Below are 23,064 nucleotides of genomic sequence, written 5' to 3' on the forward strand. Positions count from 1 at the left end.
GTGAGCCCCCGCCCGCCGCGCACACCAGCACAATGCCAGCCGTCCTCTGACACCACCGGGGCTGCGGCGCGGGCCACGACAGACAAGCACCGGCGGCGTGCGGGGGCGCAGGCGAGGCGCCGGACGAAGAGCGCCGATTTCTCCGTCACCGGGTCGGCTAATCTCCCTGAGCGGCCAACCAGCCGTCTCGAACCATATGGGGCAGAAGGACGTGCAGTGCGGAATTCGGTACGGAGTGTGGCCGCGGCCGCGATAGCGACGGCGGTGCTCACGGGGTGCGGTGGGGAGAAGGACTCCGCGGACAAGCCGACGGCGACCCCCGCAAAAGCGTCCTCGGAAGCGTCCGACAGGGCATCCAGCGCTCCGGCAGCCACAGGTCATGACCTGGTCGGGGCCGCCGGATCGGCGTGTCCGCTGCCCGTGACCTTCACCATCGCCGACAAGTGGAAGGCGAAAGCGATCAAGCTCGACGGCACGGCACTGGACACCCTCGCCAAGCAGGGCCCGTTCACCATGGCCTGCGAGATCGACGCCAAGCCCGCCGGGAACATCGGCTTCCTGCGCGCCTGGACCAGCAAGGCCAAGGGCAGCAGCCCGCGCGCGGCCCTGGAGGCGTTCGTCACCGCCGACAAGGACGCGAGCAAGGCGACGTATTCGGAGGTCAAGGCAGGCTCGCTGCCTGCCACCGAAGTCGTCTACGAGACGTACAGCAAGCTCCTGGAGGAGTCGAAGCAGGAGCACGCCCTGGCCGTGGCCAGCCCGAGCGGTCCGGTGGTCCTGCAGCTGGGCGGCTTGGACACCGAAGAGCACAAGGAAATGCTCCCTGCCTACGAACTGGCCAAGAAGACCCTGCGGAGCAACCCACGGTAAGAGCGCCCGACGCGCGGGGAGCGGCTGGCCGCGCTCGGGGCGGTGCAGCAGCGGCAGCTCACCGGCCGGGCCCTTTGAGCAGGGCCCGGGTCAGTGAGCGGAATGTCGCCGCCCGCCCCGGCCGGTGCGGGCGCCCTGCCGCAGTAGCCCGGCGGGGCCCAGCTCCTGGTAGCGGCCGACGAGCTGACCGAGCAGCCGCTGCGTCTCCGCGTCATCGGGTGTGTAGATCCACATCTTGGTGTCGGGGGTGGAAGCCATCGCGAAGCCGGTCGCGATGACGGTGATCTCGTCCCCGTCGACGGTCCAGAACGACTTGCGCCGGGTGACGGACGAGGCGACCTCGTGCTTGGCCCAGATCTCGGCGAATCGCTCGTTCACCTCGGAGAGCTGCCGGATGAACCCGGTCCAGTGCGGGTCGCCCAGACGGCGGCCGGACTCGGCCCGCAACTGGGCGACCATGAAGGAGACTTCGCGCTCCCACTCCACCAGCGGCTGCAGATGTTCCTCGGCAGTGAACAGATGCCACAGCACATTGCGGTCCGCCGGCGCCAGCAGCGCGAGACCCGGATCGAGCGCCGCGTACGCGTCGTTGAAGGCAAGCACGTCGTAGCGGGCGGTCACGATGCTCGCCGGAAGCGGGATCAGGGCGTCGAGGATGATCTGGTGCTCCGGCGGCTGGGGCTGCCTCGCCGACACCTCCAGAGGCACGCTGGGGACGTCCGCGAGCCGGTAGAGGTGGTCCCGCTCGGTCCGGTCGAGCCGCAGCGTCCGGGCGATCGCGTCGAGCACCTGGACGCTGGGATTGATGCGACGCCCCTGCTCCAGCCACGTGTACCAGGCAACTCCGATACCGGAGAGCTGGGCGACCTCCTCGCGGCGCAGCCCGGGCGTACGCCGCCTGGTGCCGCGCGAAATACCCGCCTCCTCCGGGGTGGTGCGCTCCCGGCGCAGCCTGAGGAAGGCGCCCAGTTCGGAGCGCCGCTGGGCCTCGCTCCCTGCGGAATCGCTGGTGGGACCGTTCGCGGAGTCGATGTTGTCGGGTATCACCACCCCAGTGTGCGCGACGGCCTCTCAGCCCAGCCAGATACCCCCAGTACCGGGATGACTGGGTATCTGGTACCCCTATGTGACGGCCAGGATCATCGCCGTCATGAGCGAGACGACACAGAACCGGGCTGCTGCACCCCCATCTCAGAGCAGCCCACCACCAGCCCCCGACCCCGCCGTACAGAAGCGCCGGAACAACCGCATGCTGATCGTCATGCTGGGCGCGGTGTTCATGGCCCTGCTCGACTCGACCATCGTCAACGTCGCGACACCGACCATCCGCACCGACCTCGGCACCACCGGCTCGGCGCTGCAGCTCATCGTCTCCGGCTACACCATCGCGTACGCCACGCTGCTGGTCACCGGCGCCCGTCTCGGCGCCCGCAACGGCTTCCGGACCATGTTCCTGTTCGGACTCATCACCTTCACCCTGGCCTCCCTCGCCTGCGGTCTGGCACCCGGCACGACGACGCTGATCGGCGCCCGCGTGGTGCAGGGCGTCGGCGCGGCGACGATGATGCCGCAGATCTACAGCCTGATTCAGCTGAACTTCGCAGGGGCCGCGCGGGCCCGGGCACTGAGTCTGTACGCGGCGGTCATCGGGCTCGGCGTAGTGATCGGCCAGGTCGCCGGCGGCCTCCTGGTCAGCGCGGATCTCTTCGGCACCGGCTGGCGACCGGTGTTCCTGATCAACGTGCCGGTGGGTGTGGTGCTGGTGTTCGCCGGGCTGCGGCTGCTGCCGCAGGGCAAGCCCCCGAAGCCCAAGGGCCTGGACATCGCCGGGCTGCTCACGCTGACCGCGTCGCTGCTTCTGCTGGTCGTGCCGCTCGTCATGGGCCACGAGCAGAACTGGCCACTGTGGATGAGGATTTCCCTGGTCGCCTCGCTCCCCGCGTTCCTGCTGTTCGCCCTCGTCGAGCGTGCGGTCGCACGCCGCGGCGGAGCGCCGCTGGTGCCGGGCCGGGTGCTGAAGACGCCCGGTCTGATGTCGGGAGCGTCCGCGAACTTCTTCGCGATGGCCGGGTACGCGGGTTTCCTCTTCGCATTCTCGCAGCACATGCAGTCGGGTCTCGGCGAGTCCGCGACCCGTACCGGTCTGACGTTCGCGCCGCTCGCCATCGGCGTCGCGACCGGCAGTCTCACCTGGCAGAAGGTGCCCGAGCGGCTGCACCGGCCGATGATCGCCACCGCGTGTGTGGCCGCCGCCGCCGGCTACCTGGCCATCGGCTTCGACATGCGCTCGGGCGGCCACGGCGGCATCGCGCTCCCGGCCCTTCAGCTGGTCGTCGGCATCGGGATGGGCTACATCACCAGCCCGCTGCTCACCGTGGCACTGGCCCAGGTCAAGCCGGCAGACGCGGCGGACGCGAGTGGCGTGATGACGACCGCGGCGCAGATCGCGCAGGTCCTCGGCGTCGCGGCGTACGGCAGCGTGTATCTCGGCGCGGCCGACGGCCGGCCGGCCGGCCCCTCGGCGCACGCCATCTTCGTGACCGCGCTGCTCGTCACAGGCGGGGCCCTGCTCAGCGCACTGGCGGCACTGAGGCTGCCTCCAACTGTCCCTCCAGTCCATCGCGTTCCCTAGGGAAGCTATCGTTGCGTGGCGAGCCGCCGAGTCGGGTTGTTCTCCGCTCATGGCGCCGTGGTCCATATGTGGCTGGAGGGGTTCTGTTGACTGCCGGCACGACCTTGAAGACCTTGCTGGAGGGCCCGGAGATCGTTCTGGCCCCGGGAGCGCCCGACTCGATCACGGCTCGTCTCGTAGAGGCGGCCGGTTTCCCCGCGGTGTATATGACGGGTTTCGGCGCGACGGCCAGCCGACTGGGGATGCCGGACATCGGGCTGCTCAGCCAGACCGAGATGACCGAACACGCACGCAACATGACCCGTGCGGTAGCGATCCCGGTGATCGCGGATGCCGACACCGGCTACGGCGGCCCCAGCAACATCGACCGTACCGTGCACGAATTCCTCTCCGCCGGTGCGGCGGCGATCCACCTCGAAGACCAGGCCATGCCCAAACGGTGCGGCCAGACGAGCGGCGTGCGACTGCTCGACGCAGAGCACAGCGTCAAGCGCCTGCGGTGCGCGCTGGAGGCACGTGGGTCCGGGGACATGCTGGTCATCGGCCGCACAGATGCCCTGCCCGCGCAGGGCATCAGCGAGGCAGTCCGGCGCGCCCGTCTCTACCAGGACGCGGGTGCTGACCTGGTCTTCGTCGACGGCATCAAGAAGATCAGCGAACTGGAGGCGGTGGCCGCGCAGGTCCAGGGCCCGAAAGTGGTGTCTGTCGTCGACGGAAACGAGACCACCCGCCTGACCGCCACGGACCTTCAGGAACTGGGGTTCTCCCTGGCTTTTTACGCCGTGACGGCTCTGTTCACCGCCACCCGAGCCGTCGCTGACGCCCTGGCCCACCTCCGCAGCGCGGGCACGCCCGCAGGCGGTCCCCCGCAACACAGCTACAGCGAGTTCTCCCGACTCGTCGGAGCCGACTTCCACACCGACCTCGACGACCGGTTCGGTGGCTGAGACCCCGCTCGCGGTACGGGAGTGGACCCCGCCGGCAACGCGGTGTTCGCCCGACCATCACCACCGCAGCCCCAGTCGGCGGTCAGTGTCGATGCGGGCGTGGGCGTCTGTTCGGCCCTGCCGCGCTTGCTCGCGGCGGCGACCGTGCGCGAAAAGGGCGCTGGTGGGCGACATGTTACGGTTGAAGTCGCAGAGACAACCGGGTCGGCTGCTGGAGCTGGGATGAGGTGAGGTTGATGACTGCCGTAGAGGCCGCTGCCATGCGCAGTGCCCGGACCATCCTCACGTCCCGGGCCCCGGTCTGACCTGACGTTCACGCCCCGCCCGAGTCTGTCGGCCGGACGGATGCGCGGGTTCTGCGTCATCGGGGCTCCTGTCCATGAACGGACCCTTCAGCATGACCATCTGGAACACCCGCACCGAAACCTCTGCCGACATCTTGGCCATCCGTGGCGTGCACCTCGCAGCCTTCGACACCCCAGGCGAGGCCGACATCGTCGACGCCCTGCGCGCCGACTCCTCCTGGATCGACGGCCTCTCCCTCGTCACCACCGACGAGACCGACCGGATCGTCGGCCACGCACTGCTCACCCGCTGCCACATCGGCGACACCCCGGCCCTGTGCCTGGCACCGTGCGCCGTACTCCCCGAGTACCAGAGGACCGGCGCCGGCTCCGCCGCCATCCACGCTGCCCTCAAGGCCGCCAAGGACATGGGCGAGCATCACGTCACCGTCCTCGGACACCCGACGTACTACCCGCGGTTCGGCTTCACCCGTGCCTCCACCCACGGAATTGGCCTGACCATCGAGGTCCCCGACGAGGCACTGATGGCGATGACCCTCGACGAGGACCACCCGCTGCCCAGCGGCACCATCCGCTACGCGGCCCCGTTCGGGATCTGACACCCGGACCTCCGGGGCTGGTGAAGGGGCGGTACGCCCCTTCACCAGCCCCGGGGAACATCGCTCGGCCAGGGCGCGCGGTGGCCGGTCAGCGCTGTGCGTCCCCGGGCGCGAGCAGACCCCGGCCCGCCTGTTACCGGCAGAATCCGACCACCGGACCCCGGCGGTAGGGCGCACCCCCACAGCGCAAGAAGCACCCGGACGCGGCACATGCCGTACCGGGCCAACTACGAGTCGCGCTCCGCCGCCTCACGGCGCACCGCACCGGGCACCGCGGTCCACGCCCTTCGGGCGCCGGCCGGTGTCACCGTGGGGACACCGCCTGGGGAACGAGGACGATCTTGCCCTGTACCCGGCCGGTTTCGCTGAGCTCGTGGGCCTTCGCGGCCTCGGCGAGCGTGAACGTCCCGGCGATCGTGGGGCGTACGCCGTGGGTGTCGACGAGTTCGGCGAAGGCGGTCAGCACGGCGGGGGTGGGCTCCAGGAAGAACTCCACGAACCGTATGCCGAGTTCGGCGGCGCGGGCCGTCACCTCGGTGCGGTCCACGCCGACGCCGACGACGTCGACCAGGATGCCGCCCGGCTTGAGGGTGGGCAGGGTGCGCAAGCCGTAGTCGTTGCTGACGGTGTCCAGTGCCGCGTCGATATCGCGCAGGGTGGAGAAGTCCTCCACCGTGTAGTCGATCAGTTCGTCGGCGCCGAGTCCGCGCAGGTAGTCGTGCTTGGCGGCGCGGGCCGTGCCGATGACGTACGCGCCTTGGGCCTTGGCGATCTGCACACCGAGGTGGCCCACCCCGCCGGCCGCGCCATGGATCAGCACCCGCTGGCCGGGCTGTACGTCGGAGAGGGCCACCAGGGCCTGGTAGGCGGTGAAGCCGGAGATCGGCAGGGCGGCGGCACCGACGTGGTCCAAGGTGCGCGGCTTGGGCGCGATCCGGTCCTCGGTGACCACCACGTGGTCGGCGTGGCTGCCGTGCGGCGGAACGGTCCAACCGTAGACCTCCTCGCCCACCGCGAAGCGGGCCGCGCCCTCGCCGACGCCCTCCACCGTGCCACTGAACTCGTGGCCGAGCACGAACGGCGGCGGGCCGAAGAAGTCCACCTTGCCGATGCGGACCTTCCAGTCCGCAGGGTTCATGCCGGCAGCCCGCACCCGGACCAGGACCTCGCCGGGGCCCGGCGACGGAAGGGGTGTCTCGGCGAGTTCCAGCACGTCGGAGCCGCCGAGAGCCTGCTGTGTGATCACTCGTGTCATCGTCATGCGGATCATGCTGCCCTTGACGATCATGAAAGGAAAGCGGCCCCGGATCCCCGGTCCCCCACTGCTCGACGGAGCCGGGTGAGTGGGATCACAGCAGGTGCGACGGAACGCCATGGGATCTCTTCGCGTCTGTTTGCCTGGAGTGGGGATGTCGATCAGTGCGGGTGTCGCCTTCCCGCCCGGTGCCGTCTTCCGCGGTGTACCGACCTCGACTTTCGGAGTTTGAGTATGAAGCGCCTCTCCACGGCGTCGGCTGCGGTGCTGGCCGTGTGCTCGGCCGTGCTGGTTGCCGGTTGTTCCAGTGACAGCAAGCCGGTGAACTTCGGCAAGGACGACGCCAAGGGAGGCACGACCCGGAGCCAGGCGCCGAAGAACAGCAAGGTGCAGTTGCCGACGAACCCGCGCGAGTGGACCACGCAGCGCGAACTCGCCGACGGCACCAAGATCGTGCGCACCACACTCAAGGGCAAGAAGTCGGGCTTCGAGGGCAAGGTGTGGGCGTGGGCCCCGAAGGAGTACTTCGAGGACAAGTACAAAAACAGCGCCTTTCCGGTCCTCATCGCCCTGCCCGGCAGCAACGGCTACCCCAGCAACTACTGGTACGGCGGTGACCTGAAGCTCCAGGAGACCATCGCCGAGCAGGCGGGCAAGGGGAAGAGCCTTCCGTTCGTGGTGATCATGCCGGTGCTGAACGCGGACAAGAAGAACTACTACGACGGCAGTGACATCCCCGGCCAGGCGAAGATGGGCACCTGGATGTCGGACGACGTCCCGGACCTGGTCCGGGAGAACTTCCGTACCTTCAAGGACCCCAAGGGCTGGGGTTTCTTCGGCTCGTCGTCCGGCGGATACGTCGGGATGAAGATGATGCTGCAGTACCCGAACCGCTTCGGCGCCGCCATCGCCGGCGGTCCCGACACCCGCCCGGACTCCCCGCTGTGGAACGGCCACGAGAAGGAGAAGCAGGCGAACAACCCGGAGAAGCTGGCCCAGGACCTGATCAACAAGGGCGGTCCGACGGTCAATCTCTCGATCATGCTGGGCACCAAGGAATCGGGGCAGCGCAATGTGAAGGACTTCCTCGCGAAGTACGGCAAGGGTCCCGTCAAGACCAATCTGTACATGATCCAGAACGGTAAGCACAGCGGACGGCAGTACGCGAAGTCCCTCGCCAACGGCCCGCTGGAGTGGATCAGCAAGCGGATGCTGGCGCCGTCGTCGTAACGGCCGCCCCGCGCTCGGCCGTGCGTGCTGGGGCTGCTGGTTCCGGCGGCCCCATTTCGTAGCTGTACGCGATGGGACGGGAGCTCGGCGACGTCCAACTCCGGGAAATGGTCCCCCGGTCGCACTGCTGTCAGTACCCTCTCCGTCGGGGGTGGTGCACGGTGCAGAAGCTGCACGTACCGATCAGGGCGACCAGCGACCGCTTCGACGCTGACGACGCCAGGTGGCTCTCCCAGGTGCGCCTTCTCCTGGACGAGCTGGGCAGGGAAGTCCAGTTGGAGACGCGGCACACGGCCGGTGAGCCGGGTGCGAAGAGCGGTGGACTGCCGGACGTGGTCCTGGTGATCGTCCCGTCGGCCATCGCCGGGATCGTGGCGGTCATCAGGGACTGGCTCCAGAACAGCCGCGACCGCAGTGTCCATCTCGACTGGGAAGAGGGCAGCGCGCAGGGCACGTTGACGGTCACCACCAAGAACAGCGACAACGCCGTCCTGCAGGCATCCGTGGAGCACTGGCTGCGCTCCAGATTCCGTGATGCCGCTGAGGAGGAAGAACCCGCTCCTACACAGGGTGACCCGCCGGCGGACGGCGATTCTGTTGGCTGAGGCACCACCGCCGTACCGCGCCCTGCTGATCGGCAACGCCGACTTCCCGGACGAACCGGAGCTGCACGCGCTGCGGGGCCCGGCGAACGACCTCCGAGAGCTGGGTGCCGCGCTGACCGATCCCGAGGTGGGGCTTCCCTGGCAGGTGAGTGAGCTCCTCGACCGCGGCAGCCAGGAGGTCGAGGAGGCGATGTACGACTTCTTCGAAGGGGCGGCGCGAGACGACCAGTTGCTGCTCTACTACAGCGGTCACGGCCTGCTCGACATACGCGGTCGGCTCTGCCTGTGCACACAGGACACGACCCTCGCCAGGAGGGGACTGCGTGCGGTTCACCATTCCTACGTCACCGATCTGATGGACCACTGCCCCGCACGCACGATCATCGTCGTCCTGGACTGTTGCTACAGCGGTCGGGCGGCCGACGCGAAGGGGCCTGATCCGGCAGCCCCCTTCGAGGGCCGCGGACGGGTCGTCATCAGCAGTTGCGAACGGCGCGGCACCGCCTGGGACGCGCCCAGCGAAGGTGAGCCAAGCCTGTTCACCGGCCACCTCGTCGCGGCGCTGCGGCACGGAGCGGTGGCGCACGACGGCTACGTCACGGCCTACGAGGTCTTGCGTTACGTGAACGACCAACTGCGCGGTACGGGCCAGCTGTCGTGCTCCAAGACGGAGGAACACACCGGCGACATACGGCTGGCGCGACGACCCGTGCCGGTCGAGCGGACGGTCGAGCCGGCCGGGCGATCTCCGCGCGAAGCCTCCCTGGACACCTGCCCCGTGTTCACGCCCACCCGGGGTCCGAGCAAACAGCCCTCCGTGGAATGCCACTTCACCGGGGCGATGCACGTGCTGCTGCCCGGCTCGCGGGGGACGTTGAGCGTCTACCTGGACACGCTCCTCGCGGCGGCGAGCGGCGGCGAGGTCCAGGGGTGGTGGTTCGCCGCCCAGCCGCTCGGATACCGCCGCAGGCGGGCACGGCTCACCGGTACGGCGACCCCGGACGGTGGCGTCCGGTTCACTCTGCCCGACGGCGTCGGGGGGAGGGTGACCTGGCCGGCGGAACAGCTGAAAGCCTTCGAGCAGGCACGCGCGACCAGCAGCTGGCCCACCACTGAGCGACCGACCCAGCCCGATGCCACCCACACCGTCCTCAAGGCACACGACCGGAAGTACCGCATGCTCACGCGTGCACCCTGGACGCTGGCGGGATCGCTCATCGCCTTCGCCGCGTCCGTGGTGATGACCGTGCTGGTGTTGACTCCGCACGTTCCCGACCAGATACCGATCTACCCGTTCATCCTTGACCTCCTGAGCGGGCTCTTCGTGAGTGCCTTCACCTACCGCGTCTGGGTCCGCTCCCAACTCCAGCGGTTTCTCAGGATCCCCGAGCTCCCGGTCCGCCGCATGCTGCTCAACACGTATGTCGAACCCGCGTACACCACCGTCACGGATCAAGGGATGCCCGTGACCATTCCGTCCAAAGAGCGTACGTATCTGTGGTCCGAGGACTACACGCTGGCGCTGCCGTCGGGCTTCTTCAACGACATCCCCCCATGCCCATCGCCCCTGGAACCGGATGCCCCACTGCCAGTAGAGGTCATGGGCCTGCCCTACCCAGGTGAATGGGTGCTCGTCCGCTCCCCGCAAGGCACCCTCTGGCCTGCCGGCCGGGTCAAACACTGCTACAGCTCCGACTTCGACCGGGCCATCCGCCGCCACCGACCGCTTCCGAGGGGCCCCCTCGCCAGAAGAGGGCGAAAGTAGCGGGACGGTGGCGGTGCTGGCCGCCGGTGCCGGCAAGCACCGTCGCAGCACCAGGGTCTCTCTTTCAAACCGTCCGCACGGGCGTGCGATAGGTTCCCCGTCATGACTGACCTCGGATCCGTCGCCCGGCCACCTGCCCCGATAGCGACCGAACGACTCGTGCTCCGCGAGTCCCAGGCCCGGGACCGTGCAGCGTTCATCGAGCTGTTCGCCTCGCCGGAGGTGGGCACCTACATCGGTGGCCCTCGACCGCGTCATGAGCTCGAACGTGCAGTGCCTGAGGTGCCCGGGCGCCGCCCTGGCCTGTTCGTCGTCGATCTCGACGGAGCGATGATCGGCATGATCACCCTCGATCGACGCGATGCCGAGCGCCCGGGTCATGTCCGGCCGGATGCCGGGGAAGCCGAGCTCGGCTACATGTTCCTGCCACAGGCGTGGGGATGCGGGTACGCCGCCGAGGCGTGCACAGCGGCACTCGACTGGTTCGCCGACGCGCTTCCCAGCGAGCCGGTGGTCCTCTCCACCCAGACCGCCAACGTCCGCGCGATGCGCCTCGCCGCGAAGCTGGGATTCACCGAGAGGGAGCGGTTCGAGGAGTACGGCGCCGAGCAGTGGTTCGGCGTATGGTCCCCGCTCGCGGAGGCCGACTGAGCTCGGCCATTGCCCCGTCCCCCAGCCGCCGGAGCCGCCTCAGTCCGTGAAGTCCAGCACCAGGTGGTCCTGGACCCGCCGGTACCCCAGCCGCTGGTACAGCGCGTTGCTCGTCGGGTTGGCGAGGTCGGTGAAGAGCACCACCTCCGCCGCTCCCCACCCCAGGGCCAGCCGGGTCGCGGCCACGGTGGCGGCGCCCGCGAAGCCGTGGCCGCGCCGCGCGGGCGGGGTGTAGACCGGGCCGATACGGGACTGGCCGGCCAGCACCCCGGAGGCGGCGGCCAGCGACACCGGACCGTCGTCCGTCTCCCACAGCATCAGCTGCCCGGCCGCCGTGCGCCGGAAAGCGGCCGCCGCCGCGCCGAGGCCGGGCGGCAGCGCCACCTCGTCGAGGAACGCGGTCAGCCACGCGGTGACCAGCGTCAGATCCGCCTCGGTCGCCAGACGGGCGCGGCCCGCCACCGGTGCCGGGTCGGCGAGTTCGGCGAGCCGGAACAGCCTCTCCTCCCGGTCCACCCGGTAGGGCCCCCAGGCTTCACCGAAGGCCCGGGCGGTGGCGGTCGCGCCGTTCACCCCGACGAGTGCGTCGCCGCGCAGCGCCCCGGCGAGCTCCCGGGCCGCGCCCTCTGGCATCGTGCCCAGCACCGGCGGCATCCCCTGGGTCTGGACGTACGCACCGCCCACCGCCGGTTCCAGCCCCGTCCACCAGCCGAACCGCGCGCCCGGCCAGTGCCCGCCGCGCGCCTGCTCGGCGAGGGTGAGCAGCACCGTGTTGCGGGCCGGATCGGCGGCCAGGAAGGGGTGCGCGGCCGCGTGGAAAGCGTCGACGTCGTCGGTGAGATGCCAGGTCATACCCGATCGTCGTACGCCACCCGGCCCCGGCGCACCCCAATTTCCGAAGCCCTGCCCTCGGTGTCGTTCCTCATGCAGTACCCATCTGCTCGCTCGGGCGGATGCGCCGGACGAGCCCAGGTGCCACTGTGGACGGACCGACGAAAGGGATGATCGCTGTGAGGACTCCTGAGGAGAGGAACGACGACCCGCGGGTGGACGAGCAGGCGCGGGAGCGGTCCGCTGAGCAGCGGAACATCACCGCACCGACCCCACCGGACGTACGGGCCAAGTCCCACGACGAGGACACGGACGAGGACCAGGACGGGGACGGGGACGGGGAGAGCGAGCCGTCGGAGGCCCCCCACTAGCCGCAGGAGCCCGCCGCTCGCATGGCTCCGGCCCTCGCCCCCGCTGGGTCAGTCGTCCAGCGTCTGCGCGTCGTCCGCCTGCCGGTCGGGTGTGCCTGGGGCCGCAGCGGGGTCCAGGGACAGCCACCGGGTGATCCCGATCTGGGAGAGGAAGTGCTCGTCGTGGCTGGCGATGATCAGCGCGCCCCGGTAGCCGGCGAGGGCCTGGACGAGTTGGCCGGTGCTGGCCATGTCGAGGTTGTTGGTCGGCTCGTCCATCAAGAGCAGCTGCGGGGCCGGGTTGGCCAGCAGCAGGGCCGCGAGCGTCGCCCGGAAGCGTTCCCCGCCCGAGAGCGTGGCGACCGGCTGGTCGGCGCGGTGTGCCTTGAACAGGAACCGGGCGAGCTGCGCGCGGATGCGGTTGGGGACCGCGTGGGGGTTGAGGCCGCAGACGTTGTCGAAGATCGAGCGGTCGTCGTCCAGGAGGTCGAGGCGCTGCGGCAGGTAGCGCAGCGGAACGTGGACGGTTGCCCGGCCCTCGGCGGGCAGTTGCTCACCCGCGACGGTACGCAGCAGCGTCGTCTTCCCGGTGCCGTTGCGGCCGGTGAGCGCGATGCGCTCGGGCCCGTGCACGCGCAAGTCGTCGAGCGTACGGCCAGTGCGCAGCCGTAGGCCTTCCAGGGTGAGGACCGTGCGGTGGGCGGGCACGGCCGTGTCGGGCAGGTCGATACGGATGGTGTCGTCGTCGCGCAGGCGTTCCTCGGCAGCCGTCAGCCGTTGATGAGCCTGCGTCAGCCGCTCTTCGTGGACGGCCTGCTGCTTGCCGCGAGATACCTGTGCGGCACGCTTCATCGTCCCGGCGGCCGCCTTGTCCAGGCGGTTGTCCGCGAAGGCCTGCTTGCCGTAGCGGGCGCTGCGTGCCTGGCGGGTCTGGGCGGCGAGCAGGTCACGGCGCTGGCGGGCGACGCCCGCGCGGACCGTGGCGTGAGCCTGCTGGGCCGTCTCCTGCTCGGCGGCGACGGTCTCCTCGTACGCGGTCAGGTTTCCGCCGAAGCTCCGCACGGCGCCGTCGCGGAGTTCGGCGATCTGATCGACGTGGTCGAGGAGTTCACGGTCGTGGGTCACCACGATGACCGTCCCCCGGTAGTCGGCGAGGGCTCGACGCAGTCGGGTGCGGGCTTCCCGGTCGAGGTTGTTGGTGGGCTCGTCCAGGAGCAGAACCGCCGGGCGGGCCAGCAGCAGCGCGGCCAGCCGCAGCAGCACGGCCTCGCCGCCGGAGATGTCGCCGACGGTCCGGTCCAGGCCGATGTGGCCCAGGCCCAGGCGGGCGAGGGTGGCATGGGTGCGTTCCTCCACGTCCCAGTCGTCGCCCAGCGCGGTGAAGTGCCGCTCGTCGGCATCACCGGACTCGATGGCGTGCAGTGCGGCACGGGACTTGGCGACGCCGAGGACCACGTCGACGGGCAGGCTCGCGTCGAGGGTGAGGTCCTGCGGGAGGTAGCCGAGCTCGCCCGTCACCCGCACGGAACCCGCGGCCGGAGTGAGCCGGCCCGCGATGAGCTTGAGCAGGGTGGACTTGCCACTCCCGTTGTTCCCGATCAGGCCGGTGCGGCCGTCGCCGGCCGTCCAGCTCAGATCCCTCAGGGCGGGCGTGCCATCGGGCCAGGTGAAAGTGAGCCCGGTGCACAGGACGGGCGCGGACAGGTGCGTGGTCATGAGTGGGTGTCTCCCATCGGGCGTACTCGTGGCGGGGACCGGCGCGTGGAGACACCGCGCATCCGCCGCTGGCGGCGGATGGCACGAGGAGGGGAAGGCGCCGCAAGCGGGGGACGGGCCGGGCAGCATGAAGACCGGCCCGCAGACGGCTCGCCTGCGAGGTCACACTCGTCGGCACGCGAACAGCGTGCACGGTGTCTCGGACCTCAGCGGCGCACGGGCCTCTCCCAACGGCGGCAACAAGTACGCTTCGACGCTAACGCACCCCGGCGACGGCTCACAACCGGATTTGCTGCCGCGCCGGTCGGTAAACGGCTTGGTCGGCCAGACCCGACACGGGCCGGGGACACGCTGTGCGCGGAGCGACTGCGCACACCGCCGGTACAGCACAACCCCGTTGCCCGCTGCCGAGCCCCGTGAGAGCATCAAGTTTCCACGGTCCGTCTCTTTTTCGTTGCCCTGCGCAACGCGAACGAAAGAGTACGGGCCGTTGCCTTGTCCACAGTTTGAGCAAGCCACAAAGATCTGCGAACGACAGGTACCGCTTGATGCGCACAACAGAGCTGACAGAAGCCCGCATCGATGACACGAGCAACATCTTGGTTGCGCCTTCGATGTTGCAAGACAATGACTTGATCAGGGGCTTCTTCGGGTCCGTCATCACGCCAGAGAGCCTTGCCTCTGGTTCGCCCGACCTCGCGCAGAAGACCGTCTACCTGTGTGGCGATGTATCCGGGATCAGCAGCCTCCAACTGCGTACGGCTGCCCGGGTGTTCGTCATCCGGGAGCTGTCACACGGCTACCACGAGGACGTCGACACACCTTGGTCCCTCGTCGGCCTCGGCCGAGTCCCCATCCGCGTACAGGGCGTCGGCGTGTACTACCGCCGATTTTTCGAACTCGGCGCCGATCACTTCGGAGAGATCTGCGCGGAGCACACCTTCCAGTCCCTGACGGAGTCCACCAAGCCTGGAGCGGCCCATCGCAGCGGCATCTATCTGACGCCCGTCACACGAGACGGTGACGAACTGCATTTCCGCCTGCTCCGGTGCTCCACGAATCTCTCGGGGCCGACCGAGAGCTTCGGCCCGACCGACACGCGCGTCGTCGAGGCTCTGAACCGCGAGGCCGCCGCCGTCTTCCGCAACCAGGCACCGCTGAATCACGTCCTCGCTCAGATCTACCACAACACCCTTGCCACGGCGGAGCGCAAGCAGTCCAAGGCCAAGATCTCGGCCCATGCCGACAAGACCAAGGACATGCCCGTCAATGGCATCATGGCCTTCTGCACCTTCTATGACCGGCTCGACAAGCTGCAGCCTCTGGCCGAAGACGCCTTCGACTATGGCGTGAAGGGTGCCAGCGCGCTGACCAAGCTCCACTTTCGCCTCAAGGAGCCGACCGAAACACACGACGGGGTCGCCCTCCCCCCGCAGTTCACCGTGACCCTCTATCCCGGCTCCGTGTTCTTCATGCCGCTGTCCACCAACCGCCTGTATACGCACGAAGTTCGGCCCTCACCGTTGGACGCCGAGGTGCTCCCGACGCGCCTGGGCTACGTGGTGCGCTGTTCGAGCGCCGAAGCCGTTCACAAGACCGGCAGCACGTTCCTCAAAGTGGCCGGAGATCTGGTGAAGCTGGGGCCACCCACACCGGCCGGCATGGACGAGCTGCGCGGGCTGTACGCCGAGGAGAACAGGACCTCGTCCTTCATTGATTACGGCGATAAATTTCTCTTCAGTATGAACACAGGAGACTACATTGCTCCCCGAGTCCAGGATCTTGGATGAGATCCTCTCGTGCGATCTGCCGACCGATGGCAATCTCTTCGCGGAGCTTTCGGCGTCGGTTCGTTGGGAAGACGTAGGCAAAGGCCGGCGAGGCGCCACGCTTACCCGGATCGACGAGGCGGGTGGTGTGCCTCTCGTACGCACTACCACCCGATATGGCAACCCGACGCAGTGTTTCCGGCCCGTGCACGAACGGCTGGCACGACAGATTCAAGAACGTGCGGCGCTCCCGGTCGAATTCAACAACGCGCTCATCGAGAGCTACACGAACGCCTACACAACCATGGGCAGCCACTCCGACCAAGCCCTCGATCTGGCCAACGAGTCGTCCATCGCCATCTTCTCCTGTTACCAACACCCCGAATCGAGCCCGCCGAGGAAGCTCGTCTTCGAATCGAAGGGGTCAGATGGCGAGAAGTTCGAGATCCCTCTCGCCCACAACAGTGTCGTCGTGTTTTCTGTCGGATCGAATCAGCGCCTCAGACACAAAATCGTCTTGGCCATGCCCGGCCAGGCGGCGAACAACCAATGGCTGGGTGTCACGTTTCGCACGTCCAAGACCTTCGTTCGGTTCCATGACGGACATGCACACCTCCCGCAGGGTGCGCGTCTCATGTCGGCTGACGATGAGCAGAGGCGCGAGTTCTACCAACTACGGCGCCGTGAGAACAAAGAGACGGACTTCATCTACCCCGTGCTGACGTACACCATCAGCGAGAGCGATCTGATGCCGCCCGTCCGACCTTGAGGGTTGGTGGAGACCGGTTGACCGGTCTCCTGCCGCCGCGTCCAGCGCGCCCGGGCCGCACCTGGGTCGCAGCCAGCGCCAACTCCCCTGGGGGACCTACGACTACGAAAACCACGAAAGTCGCGTCCCGTGCAACCGTGAGCTCGGATCAGGCGTCACAGAGGTCACTGCGCACCGCAGTACGCACCGCCCGGTCTCGTTCATGAGGGCCTTCAGCCGTGGGGTGGGCCACAAAGCCCTCGTTCCGGGATATTTGATCGCATAGGGCGTACAACCGTCCGTTCTTCTCATGGGTCTTGGTGGGTGTCGCGTTCTCCGACACACGCGCACGTTCTTCTCCGAGGAGGCTCCACCCATGTCACGCGCCCACGTCCGCACCCCCCGGTTCCGGCTGACCGCCGCCGTCGCCGTCGCCCTGGCCGCCACCACCGTCGGCACGCTCGCCGGCCCGGCCACCGCCGCGACGGCGGCCCCCACCGGCACGGCCGCAAGCGCGCGGCAGGGCGCCGGGGACGCGGCCTTCCCGTTCCTCAACAGCGTCCTCGCGACCGCTGGGCCCACCGGGCTGCTCGCCGTCCGGACGGACGACGTCGTCTGGACGCGGTACGCGGACGGCTCCACCACCACGTTCCCCAAGAGCCCTGCGGTCACCTACCGGGGCGCCGCCGGAGCCGACATCGTCGTGGCGAGCGAAGGAACCCGCCACACCGTCCACGACATGACCAAGGGCGGCGCCCCGGTCGTCATCGACATCCCGTACGAGCTGCGCGAGGTCAACGGATCCACGCTCGTGATGGTCGACAAGGCCACCCACGAGCTCCACCTCGTGAGCCGGGCGCCCGGGGACGAGGTCGTCGACCGCAAGGTGACGGGGATGCCGGCCGGTGTCCCCTGGGAGTTCCACGGCTCCACGCCCGGTACGGTCGCCGTGCAGACCTCGGCGCCGGGCGGACAGTTCCGCCTCGCCCTGGTCGACGTGGCCACGGCCGCCACCGTCGAGACCTACGACCTCGATCGCTACAGCAGCTTCGCGCAGGTCACGCCCGACCGCGTGCTCTGGGAGCCGGCAAGCGGCCAGACCAGAATCGTGGACCGGAAGACCAAGCAGGCCGAGACCCTCCCCTACCGGGCGCAGGTCGTCCTGGGCGGCGACTGGCTGGCGATCACGAGCGATGACAAGGTCGTTGTCGACGGGGTCACCTACCCGAACAAGCCGATCGTCCTCAAGTCACTGAAGGACGGCCGCAAGGTCACCTTCCTCGACCTCGCGACTCGCGTGGCCCCGGCCGGCGACGGCACGCTCCTGGTGTCCGGCGGCACCTTCGGACAGGGCCAAGGCCTCTTCCGTATCTCGCTCGACACGGGCGGCACCCCGGTGGCCACCATGATCGGAGACGGACACAATCCGCTGGAAATGACCTTGGAGCAGGTGAACATACCGAGCGTGTTCCGCTTCGACGGCACCGACCAGCGCGTCACCTGGAAGGCCAACCAGCCGGACCTGGGCGTCACGCTGGAACTGACCCACGTGGCCACCGGCCGCACGGTGTCGCTCTGGAGCTACTACGACACCTTCATCAACTGGAACGGCTACCTCGACCAGGTGGTCGGCGCCTACAACGGTGCGTACACCTGGAAGATGACTGCCCGCCCGGCGTCCGGGGTCGGCCCCGTCGCCGTGAAGACCGGTACCACCACGGTGGACCGTGGCACCGCGGCGCGCGACTTCAACAACAACGCGCAGGCGGACGCCCTCGTCCGCGACAGCTCCGGCAACCTCTCCGCGTACGACCTCAGCCAGATACTCGCCATGGGCAACAGCTCCGATTGCCATGAGGAAGGCTGCCCGCCGGTCGTCCGCGACCCGAAGCCGGACGTGCTGGGCACCGGCTGGAACACCTACACGCTGATGGCCTCCCCCGGAAACCTGGCGGGTTCAGCCGCGGACGACGTCGTCGGCCGGGACCGTGACGGAGTGCTGTGGCTCCACCAGGGCGACCAGCAAAAGGTCCTGCCCCGCACGAAGATCGGCGGCGGCTGGAACATCTACGACCAGATCACCGGCGGGTCCGACCTGAACGGCGACGGCCGGGGCGATCTCCTCGCCACCGACAAAACCGGCGTGCTGTGGTTCTACGCCTCCACCGGCGACGCCACCACGCCCTTCAAGGCCCGTCAGAAGATCGGCGGAGGCTGGGGCGTCTACAACCTCCTCACCGCCCCGGGCAACATCGCGGGCGCTTCCGGCGGCGACCTCCTCGCCCGCGACAAGGACGGTGTCCTCTGGCTCTACCTGGGCAAGGGCGACGGCACCTTCACCGCCCGTCGCGAGATCGGCGGCGGCTGGCAGAAGTACACCCACATCATCCCGGCGGGCAGAAACGGCAAGGGCGTGGCCGACATCTACGCCGTCGGCTCCTCCGGCTCCGCGTTCTACTCCGGCCGCGACAGCACCACCGTCCCCTTCGAACCGGCCCACCCCCTGCCCCTGCGCAGCGACTCCACCCGCTTCCAGACCTTCTTCTGATCCCTGCCTCACGCCTCCACCGGGTGACAGCCGCTGCAGCAGCCACCTGGACTGGGTGACCGCGCCCGTTCCCGTCGGACTTCGGTTCGACGGGAACGGGCGCACTGCGTCGAGCGGCTCGGCTGTGGCCGTGTGCACAGCAGTCCCGACAGCGGGGTGGGTCGCCGGCTTCTCGATGCATCCCCACCTCACCCACCGGGGGCGGGTGGGAACAGGGCCCCGGCCCGCCCACCGCCGCGTCAGACCGCCAGCGCTTCGCGGAGCGTCGAGGGCTTGAGCCCGAAGGTGTCGCGGATGTCGCTGTCGTCCACGAGGAACGGCCGCTCGGCCATGTAGCCCATCTCGGCGAACTCCCGCCAGACCGGATCCGTGAACGACAGCAGCGCCAGGTCCCGTTCGGTGAGCGGCTCCAACCGCGGTTCGGGCGCTCCGTGCAGTTCGGCGAGGTCCATCGCCACCTGGCGCGGAGTCGTGGTGATGACGGGGGCGTGCCAGGCCCGCCCCCAGGCCCGCTCGTCGCCGCTGACCGCCACCAGCGCCGTCGCGACGTCCTCGGTGTACGAAAACGAGTGCGCCGCATCGGGATTGCCGTGGACGAAGGCCAGTTCACCCTCCCTGACCCGGGGCGCGACCAGCAGCGTGAACGGCGAGACCGCCCCCGGGCCCAGATACTGGCCGGCTCGCACTTCGGTGACCCGCAGCCGCCCTTCGTCGTGGGCACTCTTGGCCAGCCGCCACAGCTCGGCCCTCACCCGGCCCTTGCGGGTGTGCGGGGCCATCGGGGTGCGCTCCGTGATCGGCTCCGTGGTCTGCTGATAGCCGTAGTGATTGCCGAGCATCACGTAATCGGCCCCGGCCCGCTCGGTCGCGGCGAGGATCGAGGCGAACAACGGGGGCATGGTCTGCGGCCAGGTGTGGTAGGCGGTCATGGCGGCGTTGAAGACCGTGGCCGCTCCGGCCAGGGCCTCGGCCAGCTCGTCGGTGCGGCCCGCGTCCAGGGCGATCCGCTCGATGCCGGGGTGGTCGGGGCCACTGCCGCTGCGGGTGATGAGGCGGACCTGTCTGCCGCTGTCCGCCAGCTGCCCGGCGGTCGCGATCCCGGTCGCGCCTGCCCCGATGACGACTGATTCAGCCATGGCGTTGTCTCCGTCTTCCTTCAAAGGTGAACGCTTCCCCGACGGGGAAACGTGGTGCGCGGGGGCCCGGCCGCAGACCCAACTCTGCCGTGCGGCCGCGGGGTAGAGTCAGTGGCCTGATAGCCACGAGCTCCAAGGATCTAGCCATGCACCGTGTCGCCGTCCTGGCCGTCCCCGCGGTCAAGCCCTTCGACCTGTCCATGCCGTCGGTGCTCCTCGGCGCCGCCGACATCGGCGGACGCCCCGGCTACGAGGTGACGGTGTGCACCGCCACACCCGGTACGCTCGCCGCCTCCGGCGGCATCGACGTGGTGATCCGGCACGGCCTTGAGGCCGTCGCGGCGGCGGACACGGTGATCGTCCCCTCGACCGCCAGTCGGCACGACGCGGAGCCGGCCGCACTCGACGCCTTGCGGCAGGCGGCCGCCGGAGGCAAGCGCATCGCCTCGATATGCAGCGGCGCCTTCGTCCTCGCCCAGGCCGGGCTCCTCGACGGCCGTGCCGCCACCACCCACTGGGCGCTGGCCGACGAACTGCAGCGCGCCTTCCCCGCGGTGCGGGTGGACGCCGACCGCCTGTTCGCCGAGGACGGACCCATCGTCACCGGCGCCGGCTCCGCCGCCGGGATCGACCTGTGCCTGCACCTGATCAACTCCGACTACGGCGCAGCGGTGGCCAATACCGCGGCCCGCGCCGCCGTCGTCACCCCCGTACGCCACGGCGGGCAGGCGCAGTTCGTACAGACCCCACTCCCGGCCACGACCGACTCCTCATTGGACGCGGCCCGCATCTGGGCACTGCACCATCTGGACCAGCCGATCTCCCTGCACGACCTGGCCGGTCACGCCAAGGTCAGCGTGCGGACCCTGACCCGCCACTTCACTGCCGAGACGGGTGTGACCCCGTTCCAATGGCTGCTCCAGCAGCGGCTGCTGCGCGCCCGCGAACTGCTGGAGACCACCGACCTCACCGTCGACCACGTGGCCCGCCGCAGCGGCCTCGGCTCCGGCGAGTCGCTCCGCCAGCACCTCAACCGCCAGATCGGCATGTCCCCGGCCGCCTACCGCAGCGCCTTCACCCACCCGTAGGACACGACCACCCGCGTGCCTCACCCGTCCTCCAGGGTCGCTGACCACCGACCGCTGGAGGGCATGGTCTTCTCGGTCAGCGGCAGGGGAAGTTCATCTCGGAGGAAAGGCCGGCGCCGTCCAACTCGGGTCAGGCTGGTGTCCGTTCGGCGATGCCTTGGCGGAGCCAGAGACCAACACGCCTGTGACAGAACGAAGACGTCGCAGAGGACTGCCTGTGACTCGGTGCGAGATACAAATACTTTCGACCGCACGCACCGCGCCACTTCTGGGGGAACACCGTGAAGTACACCCGCAGCACCGCTCTCGCCGCGATCGGCGTCGCCGCCACCCTCTCGCTCACCGCCTGTGGCAGCGACGACTCCGCGAAGGACTCATCCTCCAAGGGCTCGTTACCCTCGTCTTCTTCGTCCCCGAACGGTGACTCGAAGCCGGAGGGCGGCTCGGGCTCCGACGGCTCGCAGGCCGGCAACGCGAAGACGGGCTCCGGTGGGGACACCGACACAGGGGCAGCCGGGAACGGCGGGACGAAGACCGGCGGCAAGGTCACGTTCTGCAAGACGGCGGACCTGGCCATCGACGCCAGGAACGCCGCCCCCGACAAGGTCTCCGGCAGGATCGACATCACCATGGTCAACCGGGGTTCGACCACCTGCTCGGCGACCGGCTTCGCGGGCGTCGACATCAAGGACGCCGACCACACCTCGAACCCCATCGAGCGCGGCCACGCCCAGCCGCGTATCACCACCCTCAAGCCCGGCGAAGCCGCCGTCTTCAACCTCGCCTACGACATCGAAGGCACCGGCCACAGCCTCGCGTCCCCGACCGACATCCTGGTGACGCCCCCGAACGAGACCCACACCGTGAGCCTGAAGTGGCCCGCGGGCGCGGGAAAGATCAAGGGCGCGTACACCGACGTTCAGGTCTACCCCACGCACACGACCAAGTAGGGGCAGTGCGTACGGCAAGCCGAGTGGCTACTGGCGGGCGCGCGGCAAGCCCCGGTGGCTACTGGCGGCGATCAACGTCACGCCTGGTTTCCCGTTGAGGAGTCTGCGACGACTGAGCGGGGTCAGCTGTTTGTGGTACGTGGGCCGGTGCGGGCGGCGTGGGCCAGTCAGTCATAACTGTGGCCTGTTGACTCCTTTCGGCTCAGGTTCGAGGGCGGCATGCTCGTTGACCTGTGAACGGTATGCAGCGGACTCACCTCAGGATCTCTGCGTGGGCCGTGGCCGAAAGACCACGGGTGGAGCACTGATGAGGACGGAACACCGGGCCGGCGTCCGTTCATGCTTGGGGCAGGAGCGGGCGGTGGGCCATGGCGGCCTGCCGCGTCCAGTCGACCCGAGGGGGGCCGCCGGGGCAGGGCCGCAGCCCTCATGAAAGGGGGACAATCCCCATGTCACACAGACCTCTTCGCGCGAGCGAGAGCAGATCGTCGACAGCGCGGCTGCGCCGGGGCGGCCTGACCAGGCGGCTGACCACACTGATTCTGCCCGGCACGATGGCATTCGCGCTCGCCGGGGCCGGGCTGGTCGCTCTCGCGCCACCGGCGCTGGCCGCAACGACGGTCACCTTCGACTACACCGGCGGCGCCCAGTCCTTCACCGTGCCCGACGGGGTGTACTCGATCAGCGTGGACGCCTTCGGCGCCCAGGGCCAGGACGGGCCCGCGGGTGGCAGCGCGGGCGGACTGGGCGGGGAGGCCCAGAGCCAGCTGACGGTCACGCCGGGGCAGATCCTCCAGATCAACGTCGGCGGGTCGGGCGGCTACGGCGGCTCGGGCCCCGGAGGTAAGGGCATTGATCCGGACACCGATGGCGGCGCCGGAGGAGGCGCCTCAGATGTACGCCAGGGCGGCAACGGCCTGAGCGAGCGCCTGTTGGTGGCCGGTGGCGGTGGAGGCGGCGGCAACTGGATAGGCACCGCCGTCAGCGGAATGGGCGGCAGCGGGGGCGGCGCCAGCGCTACCGCCGGCGGTGACGGAAGCGACGGGGCTGTAGGCGGCGGGGCGGGAAC

General features: G+C 69.2%; 20 protein-coding genes. 15 read left to right on the forward strand and 5 right to left on the reverse strand.

What is annotated here, in order from left to right:
- Positions 1 to 264 precede the first annotated feature (264 nt).
- Positions 265 to 870: a lipoprotein gene (locus A8W25_RS29685; RefSeq protein WP_324616379.1), complete on the forward strand. Its 606-nt coding sequence runs from the start codon at positions 265 to 267 to the stop codon at positions 868 to 870.
- A gap of 90 nt (positions 871 to 960) precedes the next feature.
- Here the strand turns inward: A8W25_RS29685 and A8W25_RS29690 are convergent, their stop codons facing one another.
- Positions 961 to 1,917 carry a helix-turn-helix transcriptional regulator gene (locus A8W25_RS29690; RefSeq protein ID WP_234386645.1) on the reverse strand — a complete coding sequence of 319 codons (957 nt, stop codon included), beginning with the start codon at positions 1,915 to 1,917 and terminating at the stop codon, positions 961 to 963.
- 103 nt (positions 1,918 to 2,020) lie between these two features.
- Here A8W25_RS29690 and A8W25_RS29695 point away from each other — a divergent pair, with 103 nt between their 5' ends.
- The 3 genes from A8W25_RS29695 (at position 2,021) to A8W25_RS29705 (ending at position 5,353) form a co-directional block, all read left to right on the forward strand.
- A complete protein-coding gene (locus A8W25_RS29695) occupies positions 2,021 to 3,502 on the forward strand; it encodes an MFS transporter (RefSeq protein ID WP_067167447.1) in 1,482 nt (493 codons plus the stop codon).
- A gap of 86 nt (positions 3,503 to 3,588) precedes the next feature.
- Positions 3,589 to 4,449 (forward strand): isocitrate lyase/PEP mutase family protein, encoded by an 861-nt coding sequence (locus tag A8W25_RS29700; protein WP_067167449.1) that lies wholly within the window; start codon positions 3,589 to 3,591, stop codon positions 4,447 to 4,449.
- Between the two features lie 397 nt (positions 4,450 to 4,846).
- The gene (locus A8W25_RS29705) at positions 4,847 to 5,353 is read left to right on the forward strand and encodes a GNAT family N-acetyltransferase (protein ID WP_067167472.1); all 507 of its coding nucleotides are present in this window, start codon (positions 4,847 to 4,849) and stop codon (positions 5,351 to 5,353) included.
- Between the two features lie 304 nt (positions 5,354 to 5,657).
- On the opposite strand, the gene A8W25_RS29710 is transcribed toward A8W25_RS29705, so the two are convergent.
- Complete coding sequence (locus A8W25_RS29710) at positions 5,658 to 6,614, reverse strand: NADP-dependent oxidoreductase (protein WP_067167473.1); 957 nt, start codon at positions 6,612 to 6,614, stop codon at positions 5,658 to 5,660.
- Positions 6,615 to 6,842: 228 nt separating this feature from the next.
- Between A8W25_RS29710 and A8W25_RS29715 the strand changes: the two genes are divergently transcribed.
- The 4 genes from A8W25_RS29715 to A8W25_RS29730 all read left to right on the forward strand — a co-directional run bounded on the left by A8W25_RS29715 (position 6,843) and on the right by A8W25_RS29730 (position 10,859).
- Positions 6,843 to 7,838, forward strand: coding sequence for an alpha/beta hydrolase (locus A8W25_RS29715; RefSeq protein WP_067167451.1), 996 nt, complete (start codon positions 6,843 to 6,845; stop codon positions 7,836 to 7,838).
- Positions 7,839 to 7,999: 161 nt separating this feature from the next.
- The gene (locus A8W25_RS29720) at positions 8,000 to 8,443 is read left to right on the forward strand and encodes a hypothetical protein (RefSeq protein ID WP_158942786.1); all 444 of its coding nucleotides are present in this window, start codon (positions 8,000 to 8,002) and stop codon (positions 8,441 to 8,443) included.
- Entirely contained in the window at positions 8,436 to 10,208 is a 1,773-nt protein-coding gene (locus A8W25_RS29725) for a caspase family protein (RefSeq protein WP_158942788.1), read from the forward strand. Before A8W25_RS29720 ends, A8W25_RS29725 begins: the two co-directional genes overlap by 8 nt.
- A 102-nt stretch (positions 10,209 to 10,310) precedes the next feature.
- Entirely contained in the window at positions 10,311 to 10,859 is a 549-nt protein-coding gene (locus A8W25_RS29730; protein ID WP_067167454.1) for a GNAT family N-acetyltransferase, read from the forward strand.
- Between the two features lie 39 nt (positions 10,860 to 10,898).
- Here the strand turns inward: A8W25_RS29730 and A8W25_RS29735 are convergent, their stop codons facing one another.
- Complete coding sequence (locus tag A8W25_RS29735; protein ID WP_067167456.1) at positions 10,899 to 11,711, reverse strand: GNAT family N-acetyltransferase; 813 nt, start codon at positions 11,709 to 11,711, stop codon at positions 10,899 to 10,901.
- Between the two features lie 158 nt (positions 11,712 to 11,869).
- On the opposite strand from A8W25_RS29735, the gene A8W25_RS29740 reads away from it, so the two are divergent.
- On the forward strand, positions 11,870 to 12,061 hold the full coding sequence (locus A8W25_RS29740; RefSeq protein WP_158942790.1) for a hypothetical protein: 192 nt from the start codon (positions 11,870 to 11,872) through the stop codon (positions 12,059 to 12,061).
- 48 nt (positions 12,062 to 12,109) lie between these two features.
- On the opposite strand, the gene A8W25_RS29745 is transcribed toward A8W25_RS29740, so the two are convergent.
- Entirely contained in the window at positions 12,110 to 13,756 is a 1,647-nt protein-coding gene (locus tag A8W25_RS29745) for an ABC-F family ATP-binding cassette domain-containing protein (RefSeq protein ID WP_067167460.1), read from the reverse strand.
- Between the two features lie 548 nt (positions 13,757 to 14,304).
- Here A8W25_RS29745 and A8W25_RS29750 point away from each other — a divergent pair.
- The 3 genes from A8W25_RS29750 (at position 14,305) to A8W25_RS29760 (ending at position 18,821) form a co-directional block, all read left to right on the forward strand.
- On the forward strand, positions 14,305 to 15,546 hold the full coding sequence (locus A8W25_RS29750) for a hypothetical protein (protein ID WP_067167461.1): 1,242 nt from the start codon (positions 14,305 to 14,307) through the stop codon (positions 15,544 to 15,546).
- The gene (locus A8W25_RS29755) at positions 15,518 to 16,294 is read left to right on the forward strand and encodes an alpha-ketoglutarate-dependent dioxygenase AlkB (protein WP_067167463.1); all 777 of its coding nucleotides are present in this window, start codon (positions 15,518 to 15,520) and stop codon (positions 16,292 to 16,294) included. The genes A8W25_RS29750 and A8W25_RS29755 overlap by 29 nt, the downstream gene beginning before the upstream one ends.
- A 355-nt stretch (positions 16,295 to 16,649) precedes the next feature.
- Complete coding sequence (locus tag A8W25_RS29760; RefSeq protein ID WP_067167464.1) at positions 16,650 to 18,821, forward strand: hypothetical protein; 2,172 nt, start codon at positions 16,650 to 16,652, stop codon at positions 18,819 to 18,821.
- Between the two features lie 239 nt (positions 18,822 to 19,060).
- On the opposite strand, the gene A8W25_RS29765 is transcribed toward A8W25_RS29760, so the two are convergent.
- Entirely contained in the window at positions 19,061 to 19,957 is an 897-nt protein-coding gene (locus A8W25_RS29765) for an NAD-dependent epimerase/dehydratase family protein (RefSeq protein WP_067167466.1), read from the reverse strand.
- A gap of 146 nt (positions 19,958 to 20,103) precedes the next feature.
- Here A8W25_RS29765 and A8W25_RS29770 point away from each other — a divergent pair, with 146 nt between their 5' ends.
- The 3 genes from A8W25_RS29770 to A8W25_RS29780 form a co-directional block, all read left to right on the forward strand.
- Positions 20,104 to 21,045: a GlxA family transcriptional regulator gene (locus A8W25_RS29770; protein WP_067167468.1), complete on the forward strand. Its 942-nt coding sequence runs from the start codon at positions 20,104 to 20,106 to the stop codon at positions 21,043 to 21,045.
- Between the two features lie 281 nt (positions 21,046 to 21,326).
- Positions 21,327 to 21,995 carry a DUF4232 domain-containing protein gene (locus A8W25_RS29775; RefSeq protein WP_067167469.1) on the forward strand — a complete coding sequence of 223 codons (669 nt, stop codon included), beginning with the start codon at positions 21,327 to 21,329 and terminating at the stop codon, positions 21,993 to 21,995.
- A 449-nt stretch (positions 21,996 to 22,444) separates the two neighbouring features.
- On the forward strand, positions 22,445 to 23,064 hold a 620-nt coding region (locus A8W25_RS29780), incomplete at its 3' end, for a glycine-rich protein (RefSeq protein ID WP_267890402.1).

This window comes from Streptomyces sp. ERV7 (genome assembly GCF_001653515.1).
Taxonomy (GTDB): domain Bacteria; phylum Actinomycetota; class Actinomycetes; order Streptomycetales; family Streptomycetaceae; genus Streptomyces.